This is a genomic window from Arthrobacter sp. TE12231 (assembly GCF_054062895.1).
Window position 1 is genome coordinate 4,474,396 of the sequence record NZ_JBSSFS010000001.1, and the last position, 18,332, is coordinate 4,492,727.

Here is an 18,332-nt window from a genome sequence, read left to right on the forward strand (position 1 = left end):
CTGGCTCCGCACTGATACATATGCCTGATCATCAGTTCCAGGGGGAGCCATGAGCATGTCCGATACCACCGCGCCGGCGCTCGCCGAGCCAGAGCACCGCGTCCGGCCCGTCTGGACCGCAGGGGTGGTACTGGTCAACGTCGGCATCAACGCGGCATTCTTCGGCCCGATCCAGGTGCTCCTCGGCCAGCAGGCGGCAGCCTTCAGCGAACCGGACAAGGAAGCCATCCTCGCCCTCGTAACAGGCGCAGGGGCCGCCGTCTCGCTCGTCGCCAACCCTCTCGTGGGCGCCTTCAGCGACCGCACCACCGCGCGCCGGGGCCGCCGGGTGCCGTGGGTGATTTTCGGCGCCATCCTGGGCGCCGCGGCACTGATCGCGCTGGCGGGCGCCCCTAATGTCGCCGTCATGACGCTGCTCTGGTGCCTCGTCCAGGCCGGCTGCAACGGCGCCTACGCGGCCATCACCGCGGCTATCCCGGACCGGGTGCCCGTCCCGCAGCGCGGCACGGTGGGCGGACTGGCTGCCATGGGGCAGACAGTCGGGATCCTGGCCGGGGCAGTGATCGCCGCCGCCGTCACCGGAAACTTCGCCGCGGGGTACCTCGTCTGCGCGCTGGCGCTGCTTGCCGGCGTCGTGCTTTATTACTTCAAGAACGACGACGTCCCGCTGCCTGCGCAGGTCCGGCCGCCGTTCAGCCTGGCCGGGTTTGTGCGGGGCTTTTGGATTTCCCCGGCCCGCCACCCGGATTTCGCCTGGGCCTGGCTGACGCGGCTGCTGGTGAACATCGGCAACCACATGGTCACCCTCTATCTGTTGTTCTTCCTCAATGACGCCGTCCGCGTCCGTGAAACCCAGGGCATCGAGCCCGAGTTTGGTGTCCTGATCCTGACCGGCCTCTACGCGGTCATGGTGATCGCCACCAGCGTGGTGGGCGGCCGGCTGAGCGATCGCCTGGGGCGCCGGAAACCGCTGGTCATCATCTCGTCAGCCGTGATCGCCGCGGCCTCCCTCATCCTTGCGTTCGCGCCCACGTGGCCGGGCGCGCTGATCGGCGCCTCGGTGCTGGGTATCGGCTTCGGCTGCTACTTGGCGGTGGACTTCGCGCTCATCACCCAGGTGCTTCCCACGGCACTGGACCGGGGCAAGGATCTCGGCGTCATTAACATCGCCAACTCGCTGCCCCAAGTGATCGCCCCGCTCATCGCATTTCCGTTTGTGGCTCTCTGGGGCGGCTATGTCTCGCTGTATGTCGCGGCCGCCGTAATCGGACTTCTGGGCGCCGTGTTCGTGGTGAAGATCAAGGGCGTGGACTGAGCCGGGCTCGTCCCCTTCCGGGGCTCCTGCGGCCCCGGCTGACTCGCCGGACGCCCGGTTTCGTGGCGTATAGTGGACGGCAATTGCCGCGGCAGCGCTGTGGGGGATAGCTCCCGGCTGCCGAGAAAAACGACCCCCGGAACGCTGCTGATGCCTGACTTTCACTCAGATCTTCCACCGATGGCCCCTCCCCCCACTCTGCCCCGGCAACGGCTCCGCTACGTGCGGATCCTGGACGTTGCCGCAGGGTTTGCCCGCAAGGGCCTGGACTCCGTAGTCCTTTCCGAGGTGGCGGCCAAGGCGGATGTTCCCCTGGGGACGCTGTACCGCTACTTCCCCTCGGCCACCCAGCTGGTCCTGGCGCTGTACCGCAAGCAGCTGGGCGAACTCCTCGCGGGGAGCTCGCCGGCGGCGGGAAAAGCTGCGGCCCAGGCGCTTGTGGGGGTAGTGATGGAGATCTTCCACATGCGCCTTATGCAGCCTGCCGTGGAGCAGTGCCTCAACCGGGCGGTATACGTCAAGGACACGGACACCACGCGGCTGCTCCGTGAGATCGATGCGACAGCCGAGAAGGCCGTGACGGCCGCGTGCGGCGACGCCGCCGTCGCCAGGGTCCTGTTGCTGACGGTCACCGGGCTGGTCCAGGCCGTCCGCTGCCGCCGGCTGTCCCTCTTCGAAGCCGAAGAGGACCTCAAGAAGGCCTGCTCGCTTCTGCAGGGGGCACGACAGGCCGCGTAACTGGTCTAGACCGGTAGAGCTACAAACTGCACCGTGAGTGTGATCTAAGTCACATAAGGCGATGGTCAAACGTTTCACCGTTGCGCGGAATGACTGCAGTGCCGCCTCATCGCCAGGGCGCGTTGTTTACCATGGCTAGACCGGAGAACGCTGACGCCAGCAACTCCGGGGGTTCCACCGGCGACCGCCACCTCTGGTTGCCGCCGACGCCCCCGACAGACCAACTTGAGCATCTGACGTGCTCAAGCTTCCATGTGCCGTGCGCCCACGGTGATTCCCAGGAGACAACGACGTGTCCACTGAAACGATCATTCCCGCCGATTCCGCTTCCCCGGCCGAGACAGTTGCCGCGCTCAGCGACGAGGAAATCTTCGCATCCCACCAGGGCGGCAAGCTGTCGATTTCCAGCACTGTCCCGCTTGCCAGCAAGCGCGACCTCTCCATCGCCTACACGCCCGGCGTCGCCCAGGTCAGCCGCGCCATCCACGCCAACCCGGAGCTCGCCAAGACGCTCACGTGGGCCCAGCGCCTCGTGGTCGTCGTCAGCGACGGCACGGCCGTGCTGGGCCTGGGCAACATCGGGGCCAGCGCCTCGCTGCCCGTGATGGAGGGCAAGTCCGCGCTCTTCAAGGCCTTCGGAGAGCTCGACTCCATCCCGCTGGTCCTGAACACCACCGACGTCGACGAAATTGTCGAGACGCTCGTCCGGCTGCGCCCGAGCTTTGGCGCCGTCAACCTCGAGGACGTCGCCGCGCCCCGCTGCTTCGAACTCGAAGAAAAGCTCATCGAGGCGCTGGACTGCCCGGTCATGCACGATGACCAGCACGGCACCGCCGTCGTGGTCCTCGCCGCCCTGACCAACGCCGCCAAGGTGACCGGCCGGACGCTCGAGAGCCTGCGCGTGGTGGTCTCCGGCGCCGGAGCCGCCGGCATCGCCGTCGCCGAAATCCTGCTGACGGCCGGGGTCGGCGACGTCGTCCTCCTGGACTCCCGCGGTGCGATCAGCAAGGACCGCGCGGACATCGCCGCGGATCCGGCCAGCAAAAAGGCCGAGCTCGCCGCCCGCAGCAACCCGCGCGGCGTGACCGGCGGCCCCGGCGAGGCGCTGCTTGGCGCCGACGTGTTCGTCGGCGTCTCTTCCTCGAAGCTGGACGAGGAGCACCTGAAGCTGATGAACCACAGCTCGATCGTGTTCGCCCTGTCCAACCCGGACCCGGAAGTTCTGCCGGAGGTCGCTAGCAAGTACGCGGCCGTCGTGGCTACCGGACGCAGCGACTTCCCGAACCAGATCAACAACGTCCTGGCCTTCCCCGGCATCTTCCGCGGAGCCCTGGACGCCGGCGCCCGCCGGATCACCCCGGCCATGAAGCTCGCCGCGGCCCGCGCCATCGCCGAACTCGCCGAGGACGACCTGTCCGCCGACTACATCGTGCCCAGCCCGCTTGACCCCAGGGTTGCCCCGGCGGTCTCCGCAGCAGTCGCCGCGGCGGTCGAAGCCGAGTAGCCACAGCTGACCAAACGACGACGGCGGCGCTTCCTTGGGGGGAGCGCCGCCGTCGCCGTTCTAGACTGGGGCCATGAACCCCGAGAGTGCCGTGACCGTGCTGTGCGGCCTCGCCATCCTGGTGGGCGTGGCCGGAACCATCATCCCCGTGCTGCCCGGCAGCATCCTGATCGGGCTGAGCCTGTTCGCCTGGGCGTTGTGGGGCGGCGCCGGAACCACGGGCTGGGTGGTTTTCGGGATCGGCCTGGCCTTCGTCCTGGCCGGCATGGCCGCCAGCACGGTGCTGACCGGCCGGAAACTCAAGCAGCACAGCATCCCGAGCCGTTCCGTGGTGGTGGGGCTGGTGCTGGGCGTCGCCGGCATGTTCATCATTCCCGTCGTCGGGCTGTTCGTGGGCTTCGCCGCCGGGCTTCTGCTCAGCGAGCTGCAGCGTACGCGGGTGTTCAGCACCGCAGTGGCCTCGAGCTGGGCGGCGCTGAAGGCCACTGGCCTTGGCATGATCGTGGAGTTCGGCCTCGCGTGCCTTTCCGCGAGCACCTGGGTGATCGGCCTCTGGGTGGCCGCGGCCGCCTAGCAGGGGCCGGCCGGTCCTACTACCATGAGGGAATGAGCGCCACATCTGGCGAATCCGCCCACCTGAAGCCCAGTGTTCCCAGCCCCACGGGCCCGATCGGCACGGGTCCCATCCCCGCCGGCGGGTCCCGGGGGCAGGGCAGGCCGTATACCGAAACCCGCGATCTGACCCCCTTCCGCAAAGCCGTGGTCCGGACGCCCGTCCGCGGCCTGGCCGGCAACGTGGGCGGTGTGGTGACCGGACTCATGGCGGGCCGGGTCCCGGGGACGCTGGCCGCCGAGGGCGGGGTGCCCCGCCTGGGCAGAATGTCCGGCCGGATGCCGGGCAAGACGACGAAAGCCGTACACGCCGCCGTCTTCGGCAGCACCGAGCCGGACGGGCTGATTGCCCTGGCCCGCACCTATCCCGGTTGGTCCGGACTTTGCTATCTCATGGCCGGGCTGCTGGCGTACTCACACGGCGGGCATCTTCGCGCCTCCGAGCTCTTAAGGCATGGACTGAGCCTCCGGAACGACGCCGACGCCAACCGCTACGCCGCCGTGTACCTGGCGGGTGTGGTCACCAGGGTAGAGGTGGCCGAGCGGATCGAAGTTCCCGTGCTCTTCAGCGAGGAGGCCGTGGTTCTGGCCCTGTCGCATTCCCTGCGCGAGACCGGCCAGACGGAGGAGGCCCTGGCGGCGCTGGCCGGTCTGCCGCCGTCGTTGCCTCTGGCTCTGGCCCGGTGTTCCCTTGCGGCAGAGCTGGGACACGACGTCGACGTGGTGGCAGACACCGAGGGGCTGCTGAACGCGGACGATCTGGCCGCCGCCCTGTTGCTGGTGCGTGCCCGGTGCCTTCGCAGGCTCGGAGCCTACGGCGCGTCCCGTTCCGCCCTTCAGGAGGTCCTGCGGCGCCGGAAGACGCACCTGGCCCTGCGCAGCGACGCGCTGACGGACCAGGCCTTGCTTATCCTCGAGGCGGGCCGCAAGACGTTCGGCGGCCGCGAATGGCAACGCCGGAAATCGACAGAGGTGGAACATGTGGAGGTCGTCCGCAAGGACGCGGAACTGCACGAACTCTGGGACCGCGAATACGGCAGCGCTAGCGACGGCTGACAGATCACCGTGCCCACCTGGTGGCCAAATCCACGTAGCCACTACCCTTGCGGGCCTCCGTGGCGGGTAGTACAAACGAGGCATGAGAGATGCCGTGGCGCGCTGGATGCAGCACTACATCACGGCGTGGACGACGAACGACCCGGAGGACATCCGGGCGCTGTTCACCGAGGACGCCATCTATGCCACAAGCCCCCAAGAGCCAGAACCGTGGCGGGGCCGCGAAGATATCGTGGAGCACTGGCTCGCCGGGCGCGACGAGCCGGATGACTGGACGTTCGAGTGGAAGCTGCTTGGGGTCGACGGCGGCCGGGCATTCGTACAGGGCCTGACCACCTACCGCGGCAACAGCCGAAGTTATGACAACCTGTGGATCATCCAGCTCACCGCGGACGGCCGCGCGTCGTCCTTCACCGAGTGGTACATGCAGCGCAAATAGCCTCTGCCATGGATTCGCCGGCTCAGGCGCGGGTCATCGCCGCGCTGACGGCGGGCACGATTTGTTCAGCGAGCAGCATGGCGCCCAGGATCAGCATGATGATCCCGCTGGCCAGCGTCACCTGACGGGCGGCGCCCGGCCGAGCGTGCAGCAGTTTCCGGGCCAGAAGGGCCACGCAGCTGTAGATGACGCCCACGAGCAGCACGAACGTGAGGCCGAGCAGCCCCGACTGGACGGGAACCGGCAGCGAGGCGTCCGGGCTGACGAATTGCGGCACCAAAGCAACAAAGAACAGCAGGCCCTTGGGGTTGATCCCGCTGATGCCGATGCCCTGGAGGAAGATCCGGAACTGGCTCGCAGGGGCCGCCGCCGGGCGAGCGTCCGTGCTGAAGGTGGCGCCGCGCCAGGACCGCAGGGTGCTGTAGCCCAGCCACAGCAGGTAGAGGGCGCCCGCCGCCGTCAGCCAGCCGAGCACGCCGGGCATTCCGGCCAGCAGTGCCGCCAGTCCCAGCACCAGGAGCACGGTGTGCAGGGCGTAGCCGCCGCACAGTCCGGCGACGGCGGGAGCGAAGCTGCGCTGCCTCAGCCCCGCGGCAATCGAGTACGCCCAGTCGACACCGGGGGTGCAGGCCAGGGCGACGGCGACAACCAGGAAGGCGAGGAAAAGCTGGGGGTTCACGGCAGACTCCAGGGGATGCAGTACCTCGTAGCAGGTACAAGGAAAACTCTAGGCAAATCCGGCCCGGAAGTGTTCGCCTATTTACCGACGAATCGCCCCATCACGGTAAGATTCTTGCGTGATTGACAATATTGACAGAAGTATTTTGCGTCACCTCCAAACGGACGGACGAATGACTGCCACGGCGCTGGCCTCGAAGGTCGGGCTGACCGTGGCCCCGTGTCATCGCCGGCTGCGGGATCTGGAGGCCGCGGGGATCATCCGGGGCTACCGGGCGGACATCGATCCGGCCGCCGTCGGGCTCGGCTTCGAGGCGATCGTTTTCGTGACGTTGCGCCAGGTGGACCGATCGACGATGGAGATCTTCGAGAACCGGGTAGCGGACAACCCCAACATCGTCGAAGCCCAGCGGCTCTTCGGCTCGCCGGACTATCTGCTCAAGGTCATCGCAGAGGATCTTCCGTCCTACCAGCGCTTCTACGACAGCGAGCTGACCTCCCTTCCCGGCGTCGAACGCCTGACGTCCACGCTGGTCATGAAGAACCTGAAGTCGAACGCCGGGCCGCCGGTCTGAACGGCGACTTCGGGGCTGCCGGGCTCAGGCGCCCAGGAGTCCCGTGGTCCGGTAGGGGATGACCTCGCGAAGGAACATGCTCGTCGAGGTCCGGACGATGCCGGGACACAGCCGGATTTCCTCGGACACGCGGTAGAGGTCGTCCGGGCTCTTGGCCACCACCCGGATCAGGAGGTCGGTGTCCCCGGCCGGGGCATGGCATTCGAGCACCTCGGGGATGTTGCGCAGGGCTGCGATCGCCTCGTTGAGGTGGCTCTGGTCCAGTTCCGCGCTCACCGCAGCCGCCACGCCGCGACCCAAGGCGGACGGCAGGACCCGGCTGCTGTTCGGCCGGAGCGCGCCCGACGCCGACATCCGCTCCAGGCGGGACTGCACAGTGCCCCGGGCCAGGCCCAGCTTTTGCGCCAGCAGCATGACCGGCACGCGGGGATCGTCGTCCAGCGCGGCGAGGATCCGCCGGTCGGTCGCGTCGAGCTCCTGCAAAATGACCACTTCCTGTTCACTCTTCCGGCTGTAGTTGATCAGACTGACTACTCCGGGCCCGGTCCGTTGCGCCAACTGTAGGTCTTCTGCTCAAATGGTGACAACAAAGGGACGCGGCCACCGCCACGGTCCCGAAGGCTACAGAAACCCCGGCACACCACCCGGACCCTGGATGAGGATCCCGCAAGGAACCTGCCGCTGACTGACTCTTGTTCACGCATCGTCATTCCGCACAGCACCACAACACGGCAAGAGCCCCTGAGCTACCGACGTCGGACGTCCCGAAGTCATCGGTAGCTGAGGGGCTCTTGTTCTGCCCGGCATAGGCTGGACCCATGACCTCTGCCGGCCGCTTCGCCCCCAGTCCCTCCGGAGAACTTCACGTCGGCAACCTCCGGACGGCCATCCTGGCGTGGCTCTTTGCCCGGTCCACGGGGCGGCGCTTCCTGATGCGGGTGGAGGACCTGGACCGGGCCCGGGCCGGTGCCGAGGCGGAGCAGCTCCGCGATCTTGCGGCGATCGGCGTGACCTGGGACGGCGGCATCGTGCGCCAGACGGACCGTGAGCACCTGTATGCCGAGGCGATCGCGCAGCTGACGGCAGCCGGGCTGACCTACGAGTGCTTCTGCACGCGCCGCGAAATCCAGGAGGCCCCGTCCGCGCCGCACGCCCCGCTGGGCGCCTACCCGGGGACCTGCCGGAACCTGAACGACGCGGAGCGCGACGCCAGGCGGGCGGCCCGGCCGGCGGCGGTCCGGCTCCGTGCCGCCGTGGCCGAGACGACGGTGCGGGACGTGCTCCACGGCGACTACACGGGGGTGGTCGACGACTTCGTGCTCCGGCGCAACGACGGCGTGACCGCCTACAACCTCGCCGTGGTGGTGGATGATGCCGTGCAGGGCATCGATCAGGTGGTCCGCGGGGACGACCTACTTCCCTCCACGCCGCGCCAGGCCTACCTGGCGTCCCTGCTAAATATGCCCGTTCCGGAATATGCGCATGTTCCGCTGGTGCTGAACTCCGACGGCGCTCGGCTGGCCAAGCGCGACGGCGCCGTTACGCTCGCGGACCTGGCACGGGCCGGCGTGGGCGCCGACGAGGTCCGGGACACTCTGCTGGCGTCGCTCGGGCTTCCCTCCGGCCCCCTTGCCGATGCCCTGGCCGTATTCGACCCGGCCGCGCTGCCACGGGAGCCCTGGGTGTGGCCCGGCGCGTAGGCTGGATCCATGACCGAGCCCGCACACTCCCAGCCCCGCTTCACCGTTGAGACAGCCAAAGTCCTGGCCGAGGTGGCCCACAACCGCCAGAAGGACAAGCTCAAGCGGCCGTACCGCGAGCACGTGCTCGCCGTCGGGGATGCGCTGGTGGACTTCGACGACGACATCCAGATCGCCGGATACCTCCACGACATTGCCGAGGACACTCCGATGACCCGGCAGGCCCTCTTGGACATGGGGGTTTCCGAGCGGGCCGCCGACATCATTGAACGCGTCACGAAGCGCTTGCACGAGAACCCCGACGACTACCAGGCGGGCATCCGCTACATCGCCGAAGACCACGACGCCACCCTGGTCAAGATTGCCGACAACGCGCACAATTCGCTGCCCGAACGCGTCAAGGCGCTAGCGGAGAAGTGGCCGGACAAGCCGCCGGTCACCCGCTACGACGAGGCCCGCCCGGTGCTCTACGCCGCGGTCCCCGTGGAGGAGACCCGCAAGATCCTGGCCCGGATCAACCCGTGGCTGCTCCAGGAACTGGACGACATGCTCGACGAGGCGGACGACACCGACTACGAGAACCTGGCCTACGACAACCCGGACGCCGTCGTCTAGCGGATTCCCTCCCACAGCGAGCGTTCCCAGGACCGGGGGTCGTTCACCACACCCGGGGCGACGTCGAAGCGCATGGTGGCCCTGCGGGCGGGTTCATACCCCGGCCAGCCGGGGTCCCCGGTGGCGGCGAAGGACACCCAAGCGGCGTGCAGGGAATCGGCCAATGCCTGCGGCGGGTTGTCGCCCAGAAGCGGCCCGAACAGCCGGGCCGTCGTGTCCAGGTTGTCAAAGACGAACGGCACTTCCAACGCGTGGACCGCACCGAGGCCCGGTGCTGCCCACGCGAACTCGTACATGTAGGTGCCCGCGCCGGTACCCTGCGCCGCCTCGGCGTGGGCCTCGGCCAGGCGGATGGCCGGGATCCGCACCCACCAGTCAGTCTGCACGGCGGCAAGAAGGTCGCCGGGGCCGGCATCGGGGTAGTGGGCCCGGTACGATTCGAGCCCAGCCTGGACCGGGAGGCCGTAGGCGGCAGGCGGCGGGAAGCCCTCAATGCTGTCCGTGCCGCTCAGGCTCTCTTCCGTAACCCTGCCGAGCACGCCGGTGATGGCCAGGAACAGTTTCCAGTCCTCGGTGTTGGTGCCGACGATCACGTCGACGTGCGCGCTGGCCCCGGCGGCGATCCGGTCGATCGGACGGCGCGGAATGACCTCGCCGTCGATCACCGGCTGCCAGGGCATCAGGCTCGCCACGACGTCGTGGCCCCAGCGCTCCGGATCCGGATGCACCAGCAGCTCGACCTTCAGCTCCGCCTGCGCCGCGAGGAACCGCTCGACCGGAACCGCCGCCATGGCCTCGCGTGTCTGCGAAACGCCCAGCTTCACGGCAAGGGACCGGCCGATCCGTTCCGCGGCCGGTTCGGGGATCACGTGGTGGGCCGCCCCGCTCTGCAGGATGGCCCGCCGGAACAAACCATCGGCCCGGGGCATGGACAGCAGGATGCCGATGCTCATCGCGCCGGCGGACTCACCAAAGACGGTGACGTTTCCCGGGTCGCCGCCGAAGTCAGCGATGTTGTCCCGGACCCACTCCAGGGCCGCGACCTGATCAAGCAGACCTACGTTGGTGTGCCCGTCGCCGAGGCAGAGAAAGCCGTCGGCGCCCACCCGCCAGTTGATCACGACGCACACGACGCCGTCCCGGGCGAAGTTCCGGCCGTCGTACGCCGCCGTCGAGCCGACCTCGAAGGCGCCGCCCTGGATCCAAACCATCACCGGGAGTCCGGCCGCCCCTGCGCTTGACGTCCCAGCGGCCGCCCTCTTAGCGGGGGTCCAGATGTTGAGGTTCAGGCAGTCCTCCCCGGTCAGCCCAGTGTCCCAGTCGGTACCCGCACCCAAGGGCGGAGCAACCTGGGGAGGCGACGCCCCGAAGTGCGTGGCATCCCGCACGCCGGTCCACGGCTCAACCGGTTGCGGCGGCCGGAGCCGGTTCGCCCCGGACGGCGGCGCCGCGTAGGGGACGCCCAAGAAGGACGCGACGCCGTCGGTCTCCGCGCCCCGCAGCGAGCCGTTGTGGGTGGTGACGACAGCGTCCATGGCCATAACCGCCACTCTGGCAGGTCCCGGGGCGCACCGGAAGGGGCCGAAGGTCACCGGCCGGACAGCTGTGTCCCTGCGGGCATCAAACTGCCGGCATCAAAGGGCGTCGGGCCCGCCAAAGCAGCGCGATGTACGCCAGATCGAAGACGCTGCAGAGTCCGCCGAGGCCCAGAATCAGCGGCGAATTCCCCAGCCAGCCGAACGCCACCGTGGGGGCCAGCGTGCCGATCCACTTGGCGGTGCCGATCAGCAGGGACTGTCCGCGGAGTCCGGCGCGCGCGTCACCCATGCGGGCAGTTCCGCCCTGCCGAACTTCAGGAAGGTGACGACGATGACGACGTCGGCCAGCCCCCGTTGCTTTGGCTACACCCGGCCCAAGGCGTCGATGTCCTCGAGGAAGTCCTGGTGCACCTCGTCGCTGACCGTCGTCCGGGTGTCCCGGATGGCATCGAGATAGTCCTGGGTGGAGGGGCCCTTGCGGACAGCCGCACGGGAGGCGGGATCGCCCCCGGACGCCGCGCCGCCGTCGTCGTACACCGCTTTTTCCAGCGCCCGCTGGGAGGCGCTGCGGGCCGCGTACTCGATGTCCGCGGGGGAGAAGCCCTCGGTGCGGTCCACCAGGAGCTCGACGTCGACGTCGTCCACCACGGCGGCGGGGATGAAGCGCTGCCACATCGCCTCGCGGGCCTGCCGGTCCGGCAGGCCGATCGGGATGACGTAATCGAACCGGCCGTGCCGCAGGAATGCCGAATCCAGGGCGCGGATGAAGTTGGTGGCGCAGACCAGGATGCGGCCGGGCTGTTCGCGGAAGGCGGGGATGATCTTGAGGAGTTCGTTGGTCACGCCCTGCAGGGGGGAGGGCGGCTCGCCCGAGCGCTGCGAGGCGATTTCCTCGACCTCGTCGATGAAGACCACCGCGTGCTCGAGTTCGGCGATCTCCAGGAATGTTTCGCGCAGCGCCCCGGCCAAGCCCTGCGGATCGGCGGCCAGCCGGGAGGGGAAGACCTCCACGAAGGGCCACTCGAGCCGGGACGCGATCGCCTTGGCGAACGTCGTCTTGCCGGTGCCGGGCGGACCAAAGAGGACGACGGCGCGCGGGGGAACCACGCCGTATTCGTCGGCGAGGTCGGCCTCGGCGAGGGGCAGCACCAGCCGGCGTTCCAGCAGTTCCTTTTCGCGGCGCATGCCGGCCACGTTCTCCCACAGGTCGCGGGCCAGGATGCGGCCGCCAAGCTGGCTGAGGGGTTCCAGCTCCTGGCGCTGGACCGGGATCTTCCGCTCAAAGTAGCGCAGGTTCTTCTTCAGCACGAAGCCGCGGCCCAGGAACGCCTCCACCCGGGTTTCAGATTCCGGCATCAGCGCGGAGAGCTTGTTCAGCCCGTGCGGGGCCATCCGGTTCTCGACGGAGGCCAGCAGCGAGGTCCCGATCCCGCGGCCCCGGAACTCGGGCAGCGTCGCCAGGAAAACGATCCAGCCCTGGTCATGGGCGGCACGTCCGACGGCGGCGCCCACCACCTGCTCGCCCTGCACCGCCACGACGGCATGGTCCTTTTCGCACGAGGCCAGGACCTCGGAGAGCGCGTAGACGGGCTCCACATTCGATTCCTTGAGGGATTCCCAAAGGTGCAGGATGCCGTCAAGATCTGCCGAGTGGAAGTCCCTGATCCGCCAGTTGGTCATGAAGTGTCTCCCGGATGGTTCGTCGCTGAGCCGGTGGGCGCCAGTGTGAGCTGGTCTGCTGAGCATATGCGAACCGCCTCGATCAGAGGTTGCGGGGGCGTTGCATTACGCCGACACCCCGCCCAACTAGCTCGCAGTTGTGGCCGTTTTGAGCGCTCAAAACGACCGCAACTGCGAGCCAGTTGGGCAGGCGGGCGAGGTGCTAGTTGCCGCCCGGGGCCCCCGGGCCAGGCCGGTTGGCCACGAGCGGGTACGGGCCGGTGAAGCCGTCGCGGACGGCGGCGATTTCCATGATGCGGTGCCGGCAGAGGCGCCAGCCGAGCATCAGGAGCGGGATGATGACGGCGAGGGACGCGATGGTCCACGTTCCCACCGGAGAGTCGAACGCCATGAGGACCAGCACTGCCAGGAGGAAGGCCAGGGTGATCCAGCCTGTGACGGGGGCGCCGGGCATCCGGAAGGAAGGCCGGAGTAGTTCCCCGCGGGCCGCGAGCCGGGCCAGCTGCATCTGGCACAACACGATCATGGCCCACGTGCTGATGATGCCCAGCGACGCGACGTTCAGGACGATCTCGAAGGCCTCGGCGGGGACCACGGCGTTCAGGACGACGCCCAGGACGGCCACACCGGCGGTCAGGGCGATGCCTCCGTAGGGGACGCCGGCCTTGTTCATGCGGGCGGCGAACTTCGGCGCGGACCCGGAGACGGACATGGAGCGCATGATCCGGCCGGTGGAGTAGAGGCCGGCGTTGAGCGAGGACAGCGCGGCGGTGAGGACCACCAGGTTCATGATGGCGTCCACGCCGTCGACGCCGATGGAGCCGAAGAAGGTCACGAACGGGCTCTCGCCGGCCTTATAGGAGCTGTAGGGCAGCAGCAGCGAGAGAAGGACGAGCGAGCCGACGTAGAACACCGCGATGCGCACGATCACTGTGTTGATGGCCCGCGGCATGATCTTCTCCGGGTTTTCCGTCTCGCCGGCGGCGGTGCCGATCAGCTCGATCGAGGCGTAGGCGAACACGACGCCCTGCATCACCACGACTGCCGGCAACAGGCCGTTGGGGAACAGGCCGCCATTGTCCGCGATCAGGCTGAAACCGACCTCGTGGCCGCCGACGGGCGTGCCAAAGATGACGAAGTAGATGCCCACGAGCAGGAAGGACACCAGCGCCACCACCTTGATGAGCGCGAACCAGAATTCGAGTTCGCCGAACACCTTGACGCTGATGAGGTTCAGGGCCAGGACCAGGATAAGGGCGGCCAGGGCCCAGGCCCACTGAGGCACGTCCGCGATGGGGGCCCAGTACTTCTTGAAGAAGTTCATGTAGAGCGCGACGGCGGTGATGTCCACGATCGCGGTCATGGCCCAGTTCAGCCAGTACAGCCAGCCGGTGACGAATGCGGCCTTTTCGCCGAAGAATTCGCGTGCGTAGGACACGAACGAGCCCGACGACGGCCGGTGCATCACGAGTTCGCCGAGGGCGCGCAGGATCATGAAGGCGAAGAAGCCGCAGACGGCGTAGCTGATGATCAGGGCCGGTCCGGCGGTGGCGAGACGGCCTCCGGCGCCCATGAAGAGGCCGGTGCCGATGGCGCCGCCGATCGCGATCATCTGGACCTGTCGGGGTTTCAGGCTCTTGTGGTAGCCCTGGTCCTCGGCGTGGAGCGCGGCCTCGGTGGCGTGGGCATGCGCCGGAATGGTGTGGTCGGTGACGGCCGGCCGCTGATGGGCGGGCTGTTGGTCCTGCTGTTTTTGGGCGCGGGCAGTGTCGGGATGAGTCATGGGGGTCCTTCGGGGTTCGGAAGTACGCTACTTGCTCAGGTTGGCCAGGCGCTGCGGGCTGAGCAGCTCGGTAAGCTGCTCCGCGGTCAGGAGACCGTGTTCGAGGACGAGCTCCGCGACGCCCTTGCCGGTGGCGAGGGCCTCCTGCGCGATGGCCGTGGCCGTGGCATAGCCCAGGTGCGGGTTGAGGGCGGTGACGAGGCCGATTGACTGTTCCACCGTGAGGCGGAGCCGCTCGGTGTTGGCGGTAATGCCCCGGACGCAGCGGGCCGTGAGGGTGCGGCAGGCGGCTTCCAGGTGGGAGATGCTCTTGTGGAGGCTGTGGACAATGATCGGTTCGAAGGCGTTGAGCTGGAGCTGGCCGGCCTCGGCGGCCATGGTGATGGTGACGTCGTTGCCGATGACCTCGTAGGCCACCTGGCTGACCACTTCCGGGATGACCGGGTTGATCTTGCCGGGCATGATCGAGGAGCCGGACTGCACGGCGGGCAGGTTGATTTCGCCAAGCCCGGCGCGCGGGCCGGAGGAGAGCAGCCGGAGGTCATTGCAGATCTTGGACAGTTTCACGGCGACCCGCTTCAGCACGCCGGAGAGGTGCACAAAGGCGCCGACGTCCTGCGTGGCCTCGATCAGGTCTACGGCCGTGACGAGCGGAAGACCTGTGATGTCGGCCAGGTGCCGGCAGGCGGCCGCGGCGTACCCGGCCGGGGCGTTCAGGCCGGTGCCGATCGCCGTGGCACCGAGATTGATTTCGTGGATCAACAGGTCGGCTTCGGCCAGGCGGAGCCGGTCCTCCCCGATCGTGACGGCGTAGGTGCCGAATTCCTGGCCGAGTGTCATGGGGACGGCATCCTGCAGCTGGGTGCGGCCCATCTTCACCACCGTGCGGAATTCAAGGGCCTTGGCGGCGAAGGCGTCCTCGAGCTCGGTGAGCGCTTCCAGCAGTTCCCGGGCGGCGAAGATCGTGCCGAGCTTGACCGCCGTGGGATAGACATCGTTGGTGGACTGGCTGAGGTTGACGTGGTCGTTGGGGTGCAGCCGTGCGTAGTCGCCCTTGGGGTGGCCGAGGATTTCCAGGGCCCGGTTGGCGATCACCTCGTTGGCGTTCATGTTCGACGACGTCCCGGCACCGCCCTGGATGACGTCCACGACGAACTGCTCGCTGAGCTTGCCGTTCATGACGTCGGCGCAGGCATCCTCGATGGCCCGGGCGCGCTCGGCGTCGAGCAGCCCGAGCTCGTGGTTGGTGCGGGCGGCAGCCAGTTTCACGGCGGCCAGCCCGCGGACCAGGTACATGTTGGAGGACAACGGCTGGCCGGTGATGGGGAAGTTCTCCACGGCCCGGAGGGTATGGACACCCCAGTAGGCGTCGGCGGGAACATCCCGGTCGCCGAGGAGGTCGTGTTCGGAGCGGAAATCCGGGCGTTCGTCGATCGAGGTCATGGCGGTCCTTACTGGGCGTCGGCGGCGTGGGAGGTTTCGGGAGCGGCGAGGAAATCGGCGGCCTGCAGGAGTCCGACGGGCCGCCCGCCGCCCAGCACAGGGGTCGCGGCGAGGTGCCCCAGGGACGAGGTGTCGACGTCGAGCGCCGCCAGGATCCGCACGGTGACGGGCATCCGGGCGCGGTCCCCGCCGTCGGAGATCTTCACGGCGATGGCGCGGCCGTCCGGGAGGCCCACCAGCTGGACACCCTCGAAGCCGTCCTTGGCCAGCAGGCCGGGGACGAGGCGCATCAGCGCGGTGACGTCCCGGTCCTCGCCCGCAACCATCTCGGGGTGGCGGCGCATGGCGCGTGCGACGGCGGCTTCCGCGCTGTCTCCGGATGCGCCGGGGCCGCCTGCCGCGGCCAGCCGGCCGAACGCGCGGGCCATGCCGCGCAGGGTGAGCGCGAAGAGCGGGGTGCCGCAGCCGTCAGTGGAGGTGCGCTCCGGTTCCTCGCCGGTCAGCTCCGCCACGGTCCGGGCCGCGAGCTGCTGCAGCGGGTGCTCCGGGGACAGATAGCCGCGGACCGGCCAGCCGTTGATGACGCAGGTGGCGGCCATCGCTGCGTGCTTTCCGGAGCAGTTCTGGGCCAGCTGGGTGGCCTTTCCGCCGCCGGCGAGCCATTCCTCGCGCTCGCGGGCGCCGTAGGGGAGGTCTGTGCTGTTCTCGAGGTCCTCCGGGGTCAGGCCGTGCAGGTCCAGGATGCGCCGCGCACCGTCGCGGTGGGCGGCGGCTCCGGAATGGCTGGCGGCCGCGAGGGCCAGGAGTTCGTCCGGGAGGTCCAGCCCGGCGCGGACCATGGCCACAGCCTGCAGCGGCTTCAGGGCCGAGCGCGGGTAGAACGGGGCGAGGGGCTCGCCGGCGGCCAGCAGGGTCCGGCCGTCCGCCGCCGTGGCGATCGCGGAGCCGTAGTGGACGCTCTCGACCAGGCCGTCGCGGGTCTGGACCGCAAGCGGGGCGTGCTGCGGGAGCCGTTCCGGGGCCAGCGGGGTCGGTAAGTGCGCGAGGGCAGGAGAAATCATTGCGTCCTTTGGCGGTGGAGTTGTTGGTGTCTGGTCGGGTGCCGGCGGGGCTGGCCGAAAGCCTGCCGTGCCTTCTGTTAGGAGTTGAGGATCGAGTCGAGGGCGACGCCAACGGCGTGGAGGTGTTGGCTCATGGCGATGCGCGCCGTCGCCGCGTCGCCGGCTTCGATGGCGGCCAGGATGCGCCGGTGTTCGTCGTCGGAAGCGTGCTTGCGGTCCGCCACCATGTTCAGTGTCTCGGACTGGTAGGCGAGGGCCTCGCGGATGTCCGCGACGACGTTTTCGAACACCTTGTTGCGGCTGGCCCGTGCGATCAACGCGTGGAAGCTGGAGTCCAGGCCCACCCATACTTCGGGGTCGTCCTCGGCGGTCATCGCAGCGACGATGTCCCGCATAGTGTCCAGTTCCTCGGGCGATCGGCGTTCCGCGGCCAGTCCGGCGGCAGGAACCTCGATGTGGGGACGCGCCTCCGTGAGGTCGCGTGCCGAGTACTGGCCCAGCACCAGGTCCTTTGCCACGTGGTTGGCGACGACGAACGTGCCTCGTCCGGTCCTGGTGACGGTCAGGCCCAAGGCGGTGCAGGAGCGCAGGGCCTCGCGCACCACCGAGCGGCTCACCCCGTACTCCTGGGCGAGCGTTGCCTCGGAGCTCAGCTTGGCGCCGACGCCGAGCTTGCCGGATTCGATGTCGGAGCGGAGGACGTTGAATACCGCTTCGGCCGCGCTGAGGCGGGCGAGCGGCTGTCCTGCTGTCCGGCTGTCTGACAGGTTCACGCTTTAAAATATGGCAGGGGTCACACCTGGTGTCAACTGTGACGACGGCCCAGGGGCCGGATGACCGCCAGCCCGAGGGCCGGTTGCCAGGGGCCGGGGCCGCCGTCACGGTTGGTGCTCTGGTGCCGGCGGCGCCTACAGGGCGGCGAGCAGTGCCTTCATGTCGGCGATTTCTGCGGTCTGGGCGGCCGCGATGTCCTTGCCCAGCTGGACGGCCTCGGCGCTCTTGCCGCTGCGGACCTCCGCGTTCGCCATCTCCACGGCGCCCTCGTGGTGAGCGATCATCTGGGTCAGGAAGAGTTTCGCGGCCTCGGTGCCCTGGGCGGCGTCGAGTTCCTTGAGGTCATCCTCGCCCATCATGCCGGACATGGCGTGGCCGCCGGCCGTCTGCGTGGATTCGTTCCAGGCCTTGAGCCATCCCGTCATTCTCTCGATCTCCGGGCCTTGGGCGGCCTTGATTTTCGCGGCCAGAGCCGTGATTCGCGCGTCCATGCCCTGCTTCTGCAGCATCTTCTCGCTCATTTCGACGGCCTGTGCATGGTGGGGGATCATGCCCTGGGCAAAGAGCGTGTCGGTGCCGTTGTGGGTGGCGCCGGCAGCGGCCGGCGCGGAGCTCGCAGCCATGCTGCCGCTGCCCATTCCGGACATCGTGCTGCCGGAACTCGAGCCGGAGCCGGTGGAGCAACCGGCCAGGGCGATGACGGCGGCGAGGGCGGTCGCGGAAATCGTGAGGGTCTTCTTCATGTCAGATCTGTCCTTTGAAAATCCGGCAGGGAACGCCGGCGTCGGGCGGGCTGCGGCGCAGGAGGGCGGCGCGCCCCG

Annotated in this window: 19 protein-coding genes; 9 read left to right on the plus strand and 10 right to left on the minus strand. The window is 68.6% G+C overall.

The genetic code is table 11. The features are described from left to right. Positions 1-49: 49 nt before the first annotated feature. The 6 genes from ACVWYS_RS20050 (at position 50) to ACVWYS_RS20075 (ending at position 5,664) form a co-directional block, all read left to right on the plus strand. Positions 50-1,315 (plus strand): MFS transporter, encoded by a 1,266-nt coding sequence (locus ACVWYS_RS20050; protein WP_456507962.1) that lies wholly within the window; start codon positions 50-52, stop codon positions 1,313-1,315. A 180-nt stretch (positions 1,316-1,495) separates the two neighbouring features. Beyond that, entirely contained in the window at positions 1,496-2,053 is a 558-nt protein-coding gene (locus ACVWYS_RS20055) for a TetR/AcrR family transcriptional regulator (protein ID WP_425547234.1), read from the plus strand. A gap of 292 nt (positions 2,054-2,345) precedes the next feature. Further along, a complete protein-coding gene (locus ACVWYS_RS20060; protein ID WP_202615826.1) occupies positions 2,346-3,557 on the plus strand; it encodes an NAD(P)-dependent malic enzyme in 1,212 nt (403 codons plus the stop codon). Positions 3,558-3,630: 73 nt separating this feature from the next. Then, positions 3,631-4,131: a DUF456 domain-containing protein gene (locus tag ACVWYS_RS20065; RefSeq protein WP_116766696.1), complete on the plus strand. Its 501-nt coding sequence runs from the start codon at positions 3,631-3,633 to the stop codon at positions 4,129-4,131. A 32-nt stretch (positions 4,132-4,163) separates the two neighbouring features. Further along, positions 4,164-5,225, plus strand: coding sequence for a hypothetical protein (locus tag ACVWYS_RS20070; protein ID WP_456507963.1), 1,062 nt, complete (start codon positions 4,164-4,166; stop codon positions 5,223-5,225). An 82-nt stretch (positions 5,226-5,307) separates the two neighbouring features. Further along, complete coding sequence (locus ACVWYS_RS20075) at positions 5,308-5,664, plus strand: nuclear transport factor 2 family protein (RefSeq protein WP_116766695.1); 357 nt, start codon at positions 5,308-5,310, stop codon at positions 5,662-5,664. A gap of 22 nt (positions 5,665-5,686) precedes the next feature. Here the strand turns inward: ACVWYS_RS20075 and ACVWYS_RS20080 are convergent, their stop codons facing one another. Next, positions 5,687-6,343, minus strand: coding sequence for a LysE family translocator (locus tag ACVWYS_RS20080; protein ID WP_456507964.1), 657 nt, complete (start codon positions 6,341-6,343; stop codon positions 5,687-5,689). Between the two features lie 118 nt (positions 6,344-6,461). Between ACVWYS_RS20080 and ACVWYS_RS20085 the strand changes: the two genes are divergently transcribed. Beyond that, positions 6,462-6,917: an Lrp/AsnC family transcriptional regulator gene (locus ACVWYS_RS20085; RefSeq protein WP_344367481.1), complete on the plus strand. Its 456-nt coding sequence runs from the start codon at positions 6,462-6,464 to the stop codon at positions 6,915-6,917. Positions 6,918-6,941: 24 nt separating this feature from the next. Here the strand turns inward: ACVWYS_RS20085 and ACVWYS_RS20090 are convergent, their stop codons facing one another. After that, the gene (locus ACVWYS_RS20090) at positions 6,942-7,400 is read right to left on the minus strand and encodes an Lrp/AsnC family transcriptional regulator (protein WP_175460378.1); all 459 of its coding nucleotides are present in this window, start codon (positions 7,398-7,400) and stop codon (positions 6,942-6,944) included. Positions 7,401-7,735: 335 nt separating this feature from the next. Here ACVWYS_RS20090 and gluQRS point away from each other — a divergent pair, with 335 nt between their 5' ends. Together gluQRS and ACVWYS_RS20100 are read left to right on the plus strand one after the other, a co-directional pair. Next, the gene (gluQRS, locus tag ACVWYS_RS20095) at positions 7,736-8,617 is read left to right on the plus strand and encodes a tRNA glutamyl-Q(34) synthetase GluQRS (RefSeq protein WP_456507965.1); all 882 of its coding nucleotides are present in this window, start codon (positions 7,736-7,738) and stop codon (positions 8,615-8,617) included. Positions 8,618-8,626: 9 nt separating this feature from the next. Then, positions 8,627-9,232 (plus strand): HD domain-containing protein, encoded by a 606-nt coding sequence (locus ACVWYS_RS20100; RefSeq protein WP_344367483.1) that lies wholly within the window; start codon positions 8,627-8,629, stop codon positions 9,230-9,232. Here the strand turns inward: ACVWYS_RS20100 and ACVWYS_RS20105 are convergent. From ACVWYS_RS20105 to ACVWYS_RS20140, 8 genes are all read right to left on the minus strand, one after another. Continuing rightward, entirely contained in the window at positions 9,229-10,773 is a 1,545-nt protein-coding gene (locus ACVWYS_RS20105; RefSeq protein ID WP_344367484.1) for a carboxylesterase/lipase family protein, read from the minus strand. The two genes, ACVWYS_RS20100 and ACVWYS_RS20105, sit on opposite strands and share 4 nt — an antisense overlap. A 79-nt stretch (positions 10,774-10,852) precedes the next feature. Continuing rightward, the gene (locus tag ACVWYS_RS20110; protein WP_344367485.1) at positions 10,853-11,059 is read right to left on the minus strand and encodes a hypothetical protein; all 207 of its coding nucleotides are present in this window, start codon (positions 11,057-11,059) and stop codon (positions 10,853-10,855) included. A gap of 74 nt (positions 11,060-11,133) precedes the next feature. Continuing rightward, a complete protein-coding gene (locus tag ACVWYS_RS20115) occupies positions 11,134-12,450 on the minus strand; it encodes an ATP-binding protein (protein ID WP_344367486.1) in 1,317 nt (438 codons plus the stop codon). A gap of 202 nt (positions 12,451-12,652) precedes the next feature. After that, a complete protein-coding gene (locus ACVWYS_RS20120) occupies positions 12,653-14,233 on the minus strand; it encodes an amino acid permease (RefSeq protein ID WP_456507966.1) in 1,581 nt (526 codons plus the stop codon). A 27-nt stretch (positions 14,234-14,260) separates the two neighbouring features. Further along, positions 14,261-15,676, minus strand: a complete 1,416-nt coding sequence (locus ACVWYS_RS20125) for an aspartate ammonia-lyase (protein WP_456507967.1) — start codon at positions 15,674-15,676, stop codon at positions 14,261-14,263. 8 nt (positions 15,677-15,684) lie between these two features. Further along, the gene (locus ACVWYS_RS20130) at positions 15,685-16,737 is read right to left on the minus strand and encodes an asparaginase (RefSeq protein ID WP_456507968.1); all 1,053 of its coding nucleotides are present in this window, start codon (positions 16,735-16,737) and stop codon (positions 15,685-15,687) included. 77 nt (positions 16,738-16,814) lie between these two features. Then, the gene (locus tag ACVWYS_RS20135; RefSeq protein ID WP_456507969.1) at positions 16,815-17,510 is read right to left on the minus strand and encodes a FadR/GntR family transcriptional regulator; all 696 of its coding nucleotides are present in this window, start codon (positions 17,508-17,510) and stop codon (positions 16,815-16,817) included. Between the two features lie 135 nt (positions 17,511-17,645). Continuing rightward, positions 17,646-18,254, minus strand: coding sequence for a DUF305 domain-containing protein (locus ACVWYS_RS20140; RefSeq protein WP_456507970.1), 609 nt, complete (start codon positions 18,252-18,254; stop codon positions 17,646-17,648). Positions 18,255-18,332: the final 78 nt, after the last annotated feature.

What these genes read in the sequence shown, in the direction of transcription:
- ACVWYS_RS20065 (WP_116766696.1), top strand. Translation starts at nt 3,631, where the DNA reads ATGAACCCCGAGAGTGCCGTGACCGTGCTGTGCGGCCTCGCCATCCTG.
- ACVWYS_RS20075 (WP_116766695.1), top strand. Translation starts at nt 5,308, where the DNA reads ATGAGAGATGCCGTGGCGCGCTGGATGCAGCACTACATCACGGCGTGG.
- ACVWYS_RS20140 (WP_456507970.1), bottom strand. Translation starts at nt 18,254, where the DNA reads ATGAAGAAGACCCTCACGATTTCCGCGACCGCCCTCGCCGCCGTCATC.
- ACVWYS_RS20070 (WP_456507963.1), top strand. Translation starts at nt 4,164, where the DNA reads ATGAGCGCCACATCTGGCGAATCCGCCCACCTGAAGCCCAGTGTTCCC.
- ACVWYS_RS20100 (WP_344367483.1), top strand. Translation starts at nt 8,627, where the DNA reads ATGACCGAGCCCGCACACTCCCAGCCCCGCTTCACCGTTGAGACAGCC.
- ACVWYS_RS20105 (WP_344367484.1), bottom strand. Translation starts at nt 10,773, where the DNA reads ATGGCCATGGACGCTGTCGTCACCACCCACAACGGCTCGCTGCGGGGC.
- gluQRS (WP_456507965.1), top strand. Translation starts at nt 7,736, where the DNA reads ATGACCTCTGCCGGCCGCTTCGCCCCCAGTCCCTCCGGAGAACTTCAC.
- ACVWYS_RS20120 (WP_456507966.1), bottom strand. Translation starts at nt 14,233, where the DNA reads ATGACTCATCCCGACACTGCCCGCGCCCAAAAACAGCAGGACCAACAG.
- ACVWYS_RS20110 (WP_344367485.1), bottom strand. Translation starts at nt 11,059, where the DNA reads ATGGGTGACGCGCGCGCCGGACTCCGCGGACAGTCCCTGCTGATCGGC.
- ACVWYS_RS20125 (WP_456507967.1), bottom strand. Translation starts at nt 15,676, where the DNA reads ATGACCTCGATCGACGAACGCCCGGATTTCCGCTCCGAACACGACCTC.
- ACVWYS_RS20115 (WP_344367486.1), bottom strand. Translation starts at nt 12,450, where the DNA reads ATGACCAACTGGCGGATCAGGGACTTCCACTCGGCAGATCTTGACGGC.
- ACVWYS_RS20055 (WP_425547234.1), top strand. Translation starts at nt 1,496, where the DNA reads ATGGCCCCTCCCCCCACTCTGCCCCGGCAACGGCTCCGCTACGTGCGG.
- ACVWYS_RS20130 (WP_456507968.1), bottom strand. Translation starts at nt 16,737, where the DNA reads ATGATTTCTCCTGCCCTCGCGCACTTACCGACCCCGCTGGCCCCGGAA.
- ACVWYS_RS20050 (WP_456507962.1), top strand. Translation starts at nt 50, where the DNA reads ATGAGCATGTCCGATACCACCGCGCCGGCGCTCGCCGAGCCAGAGCAC.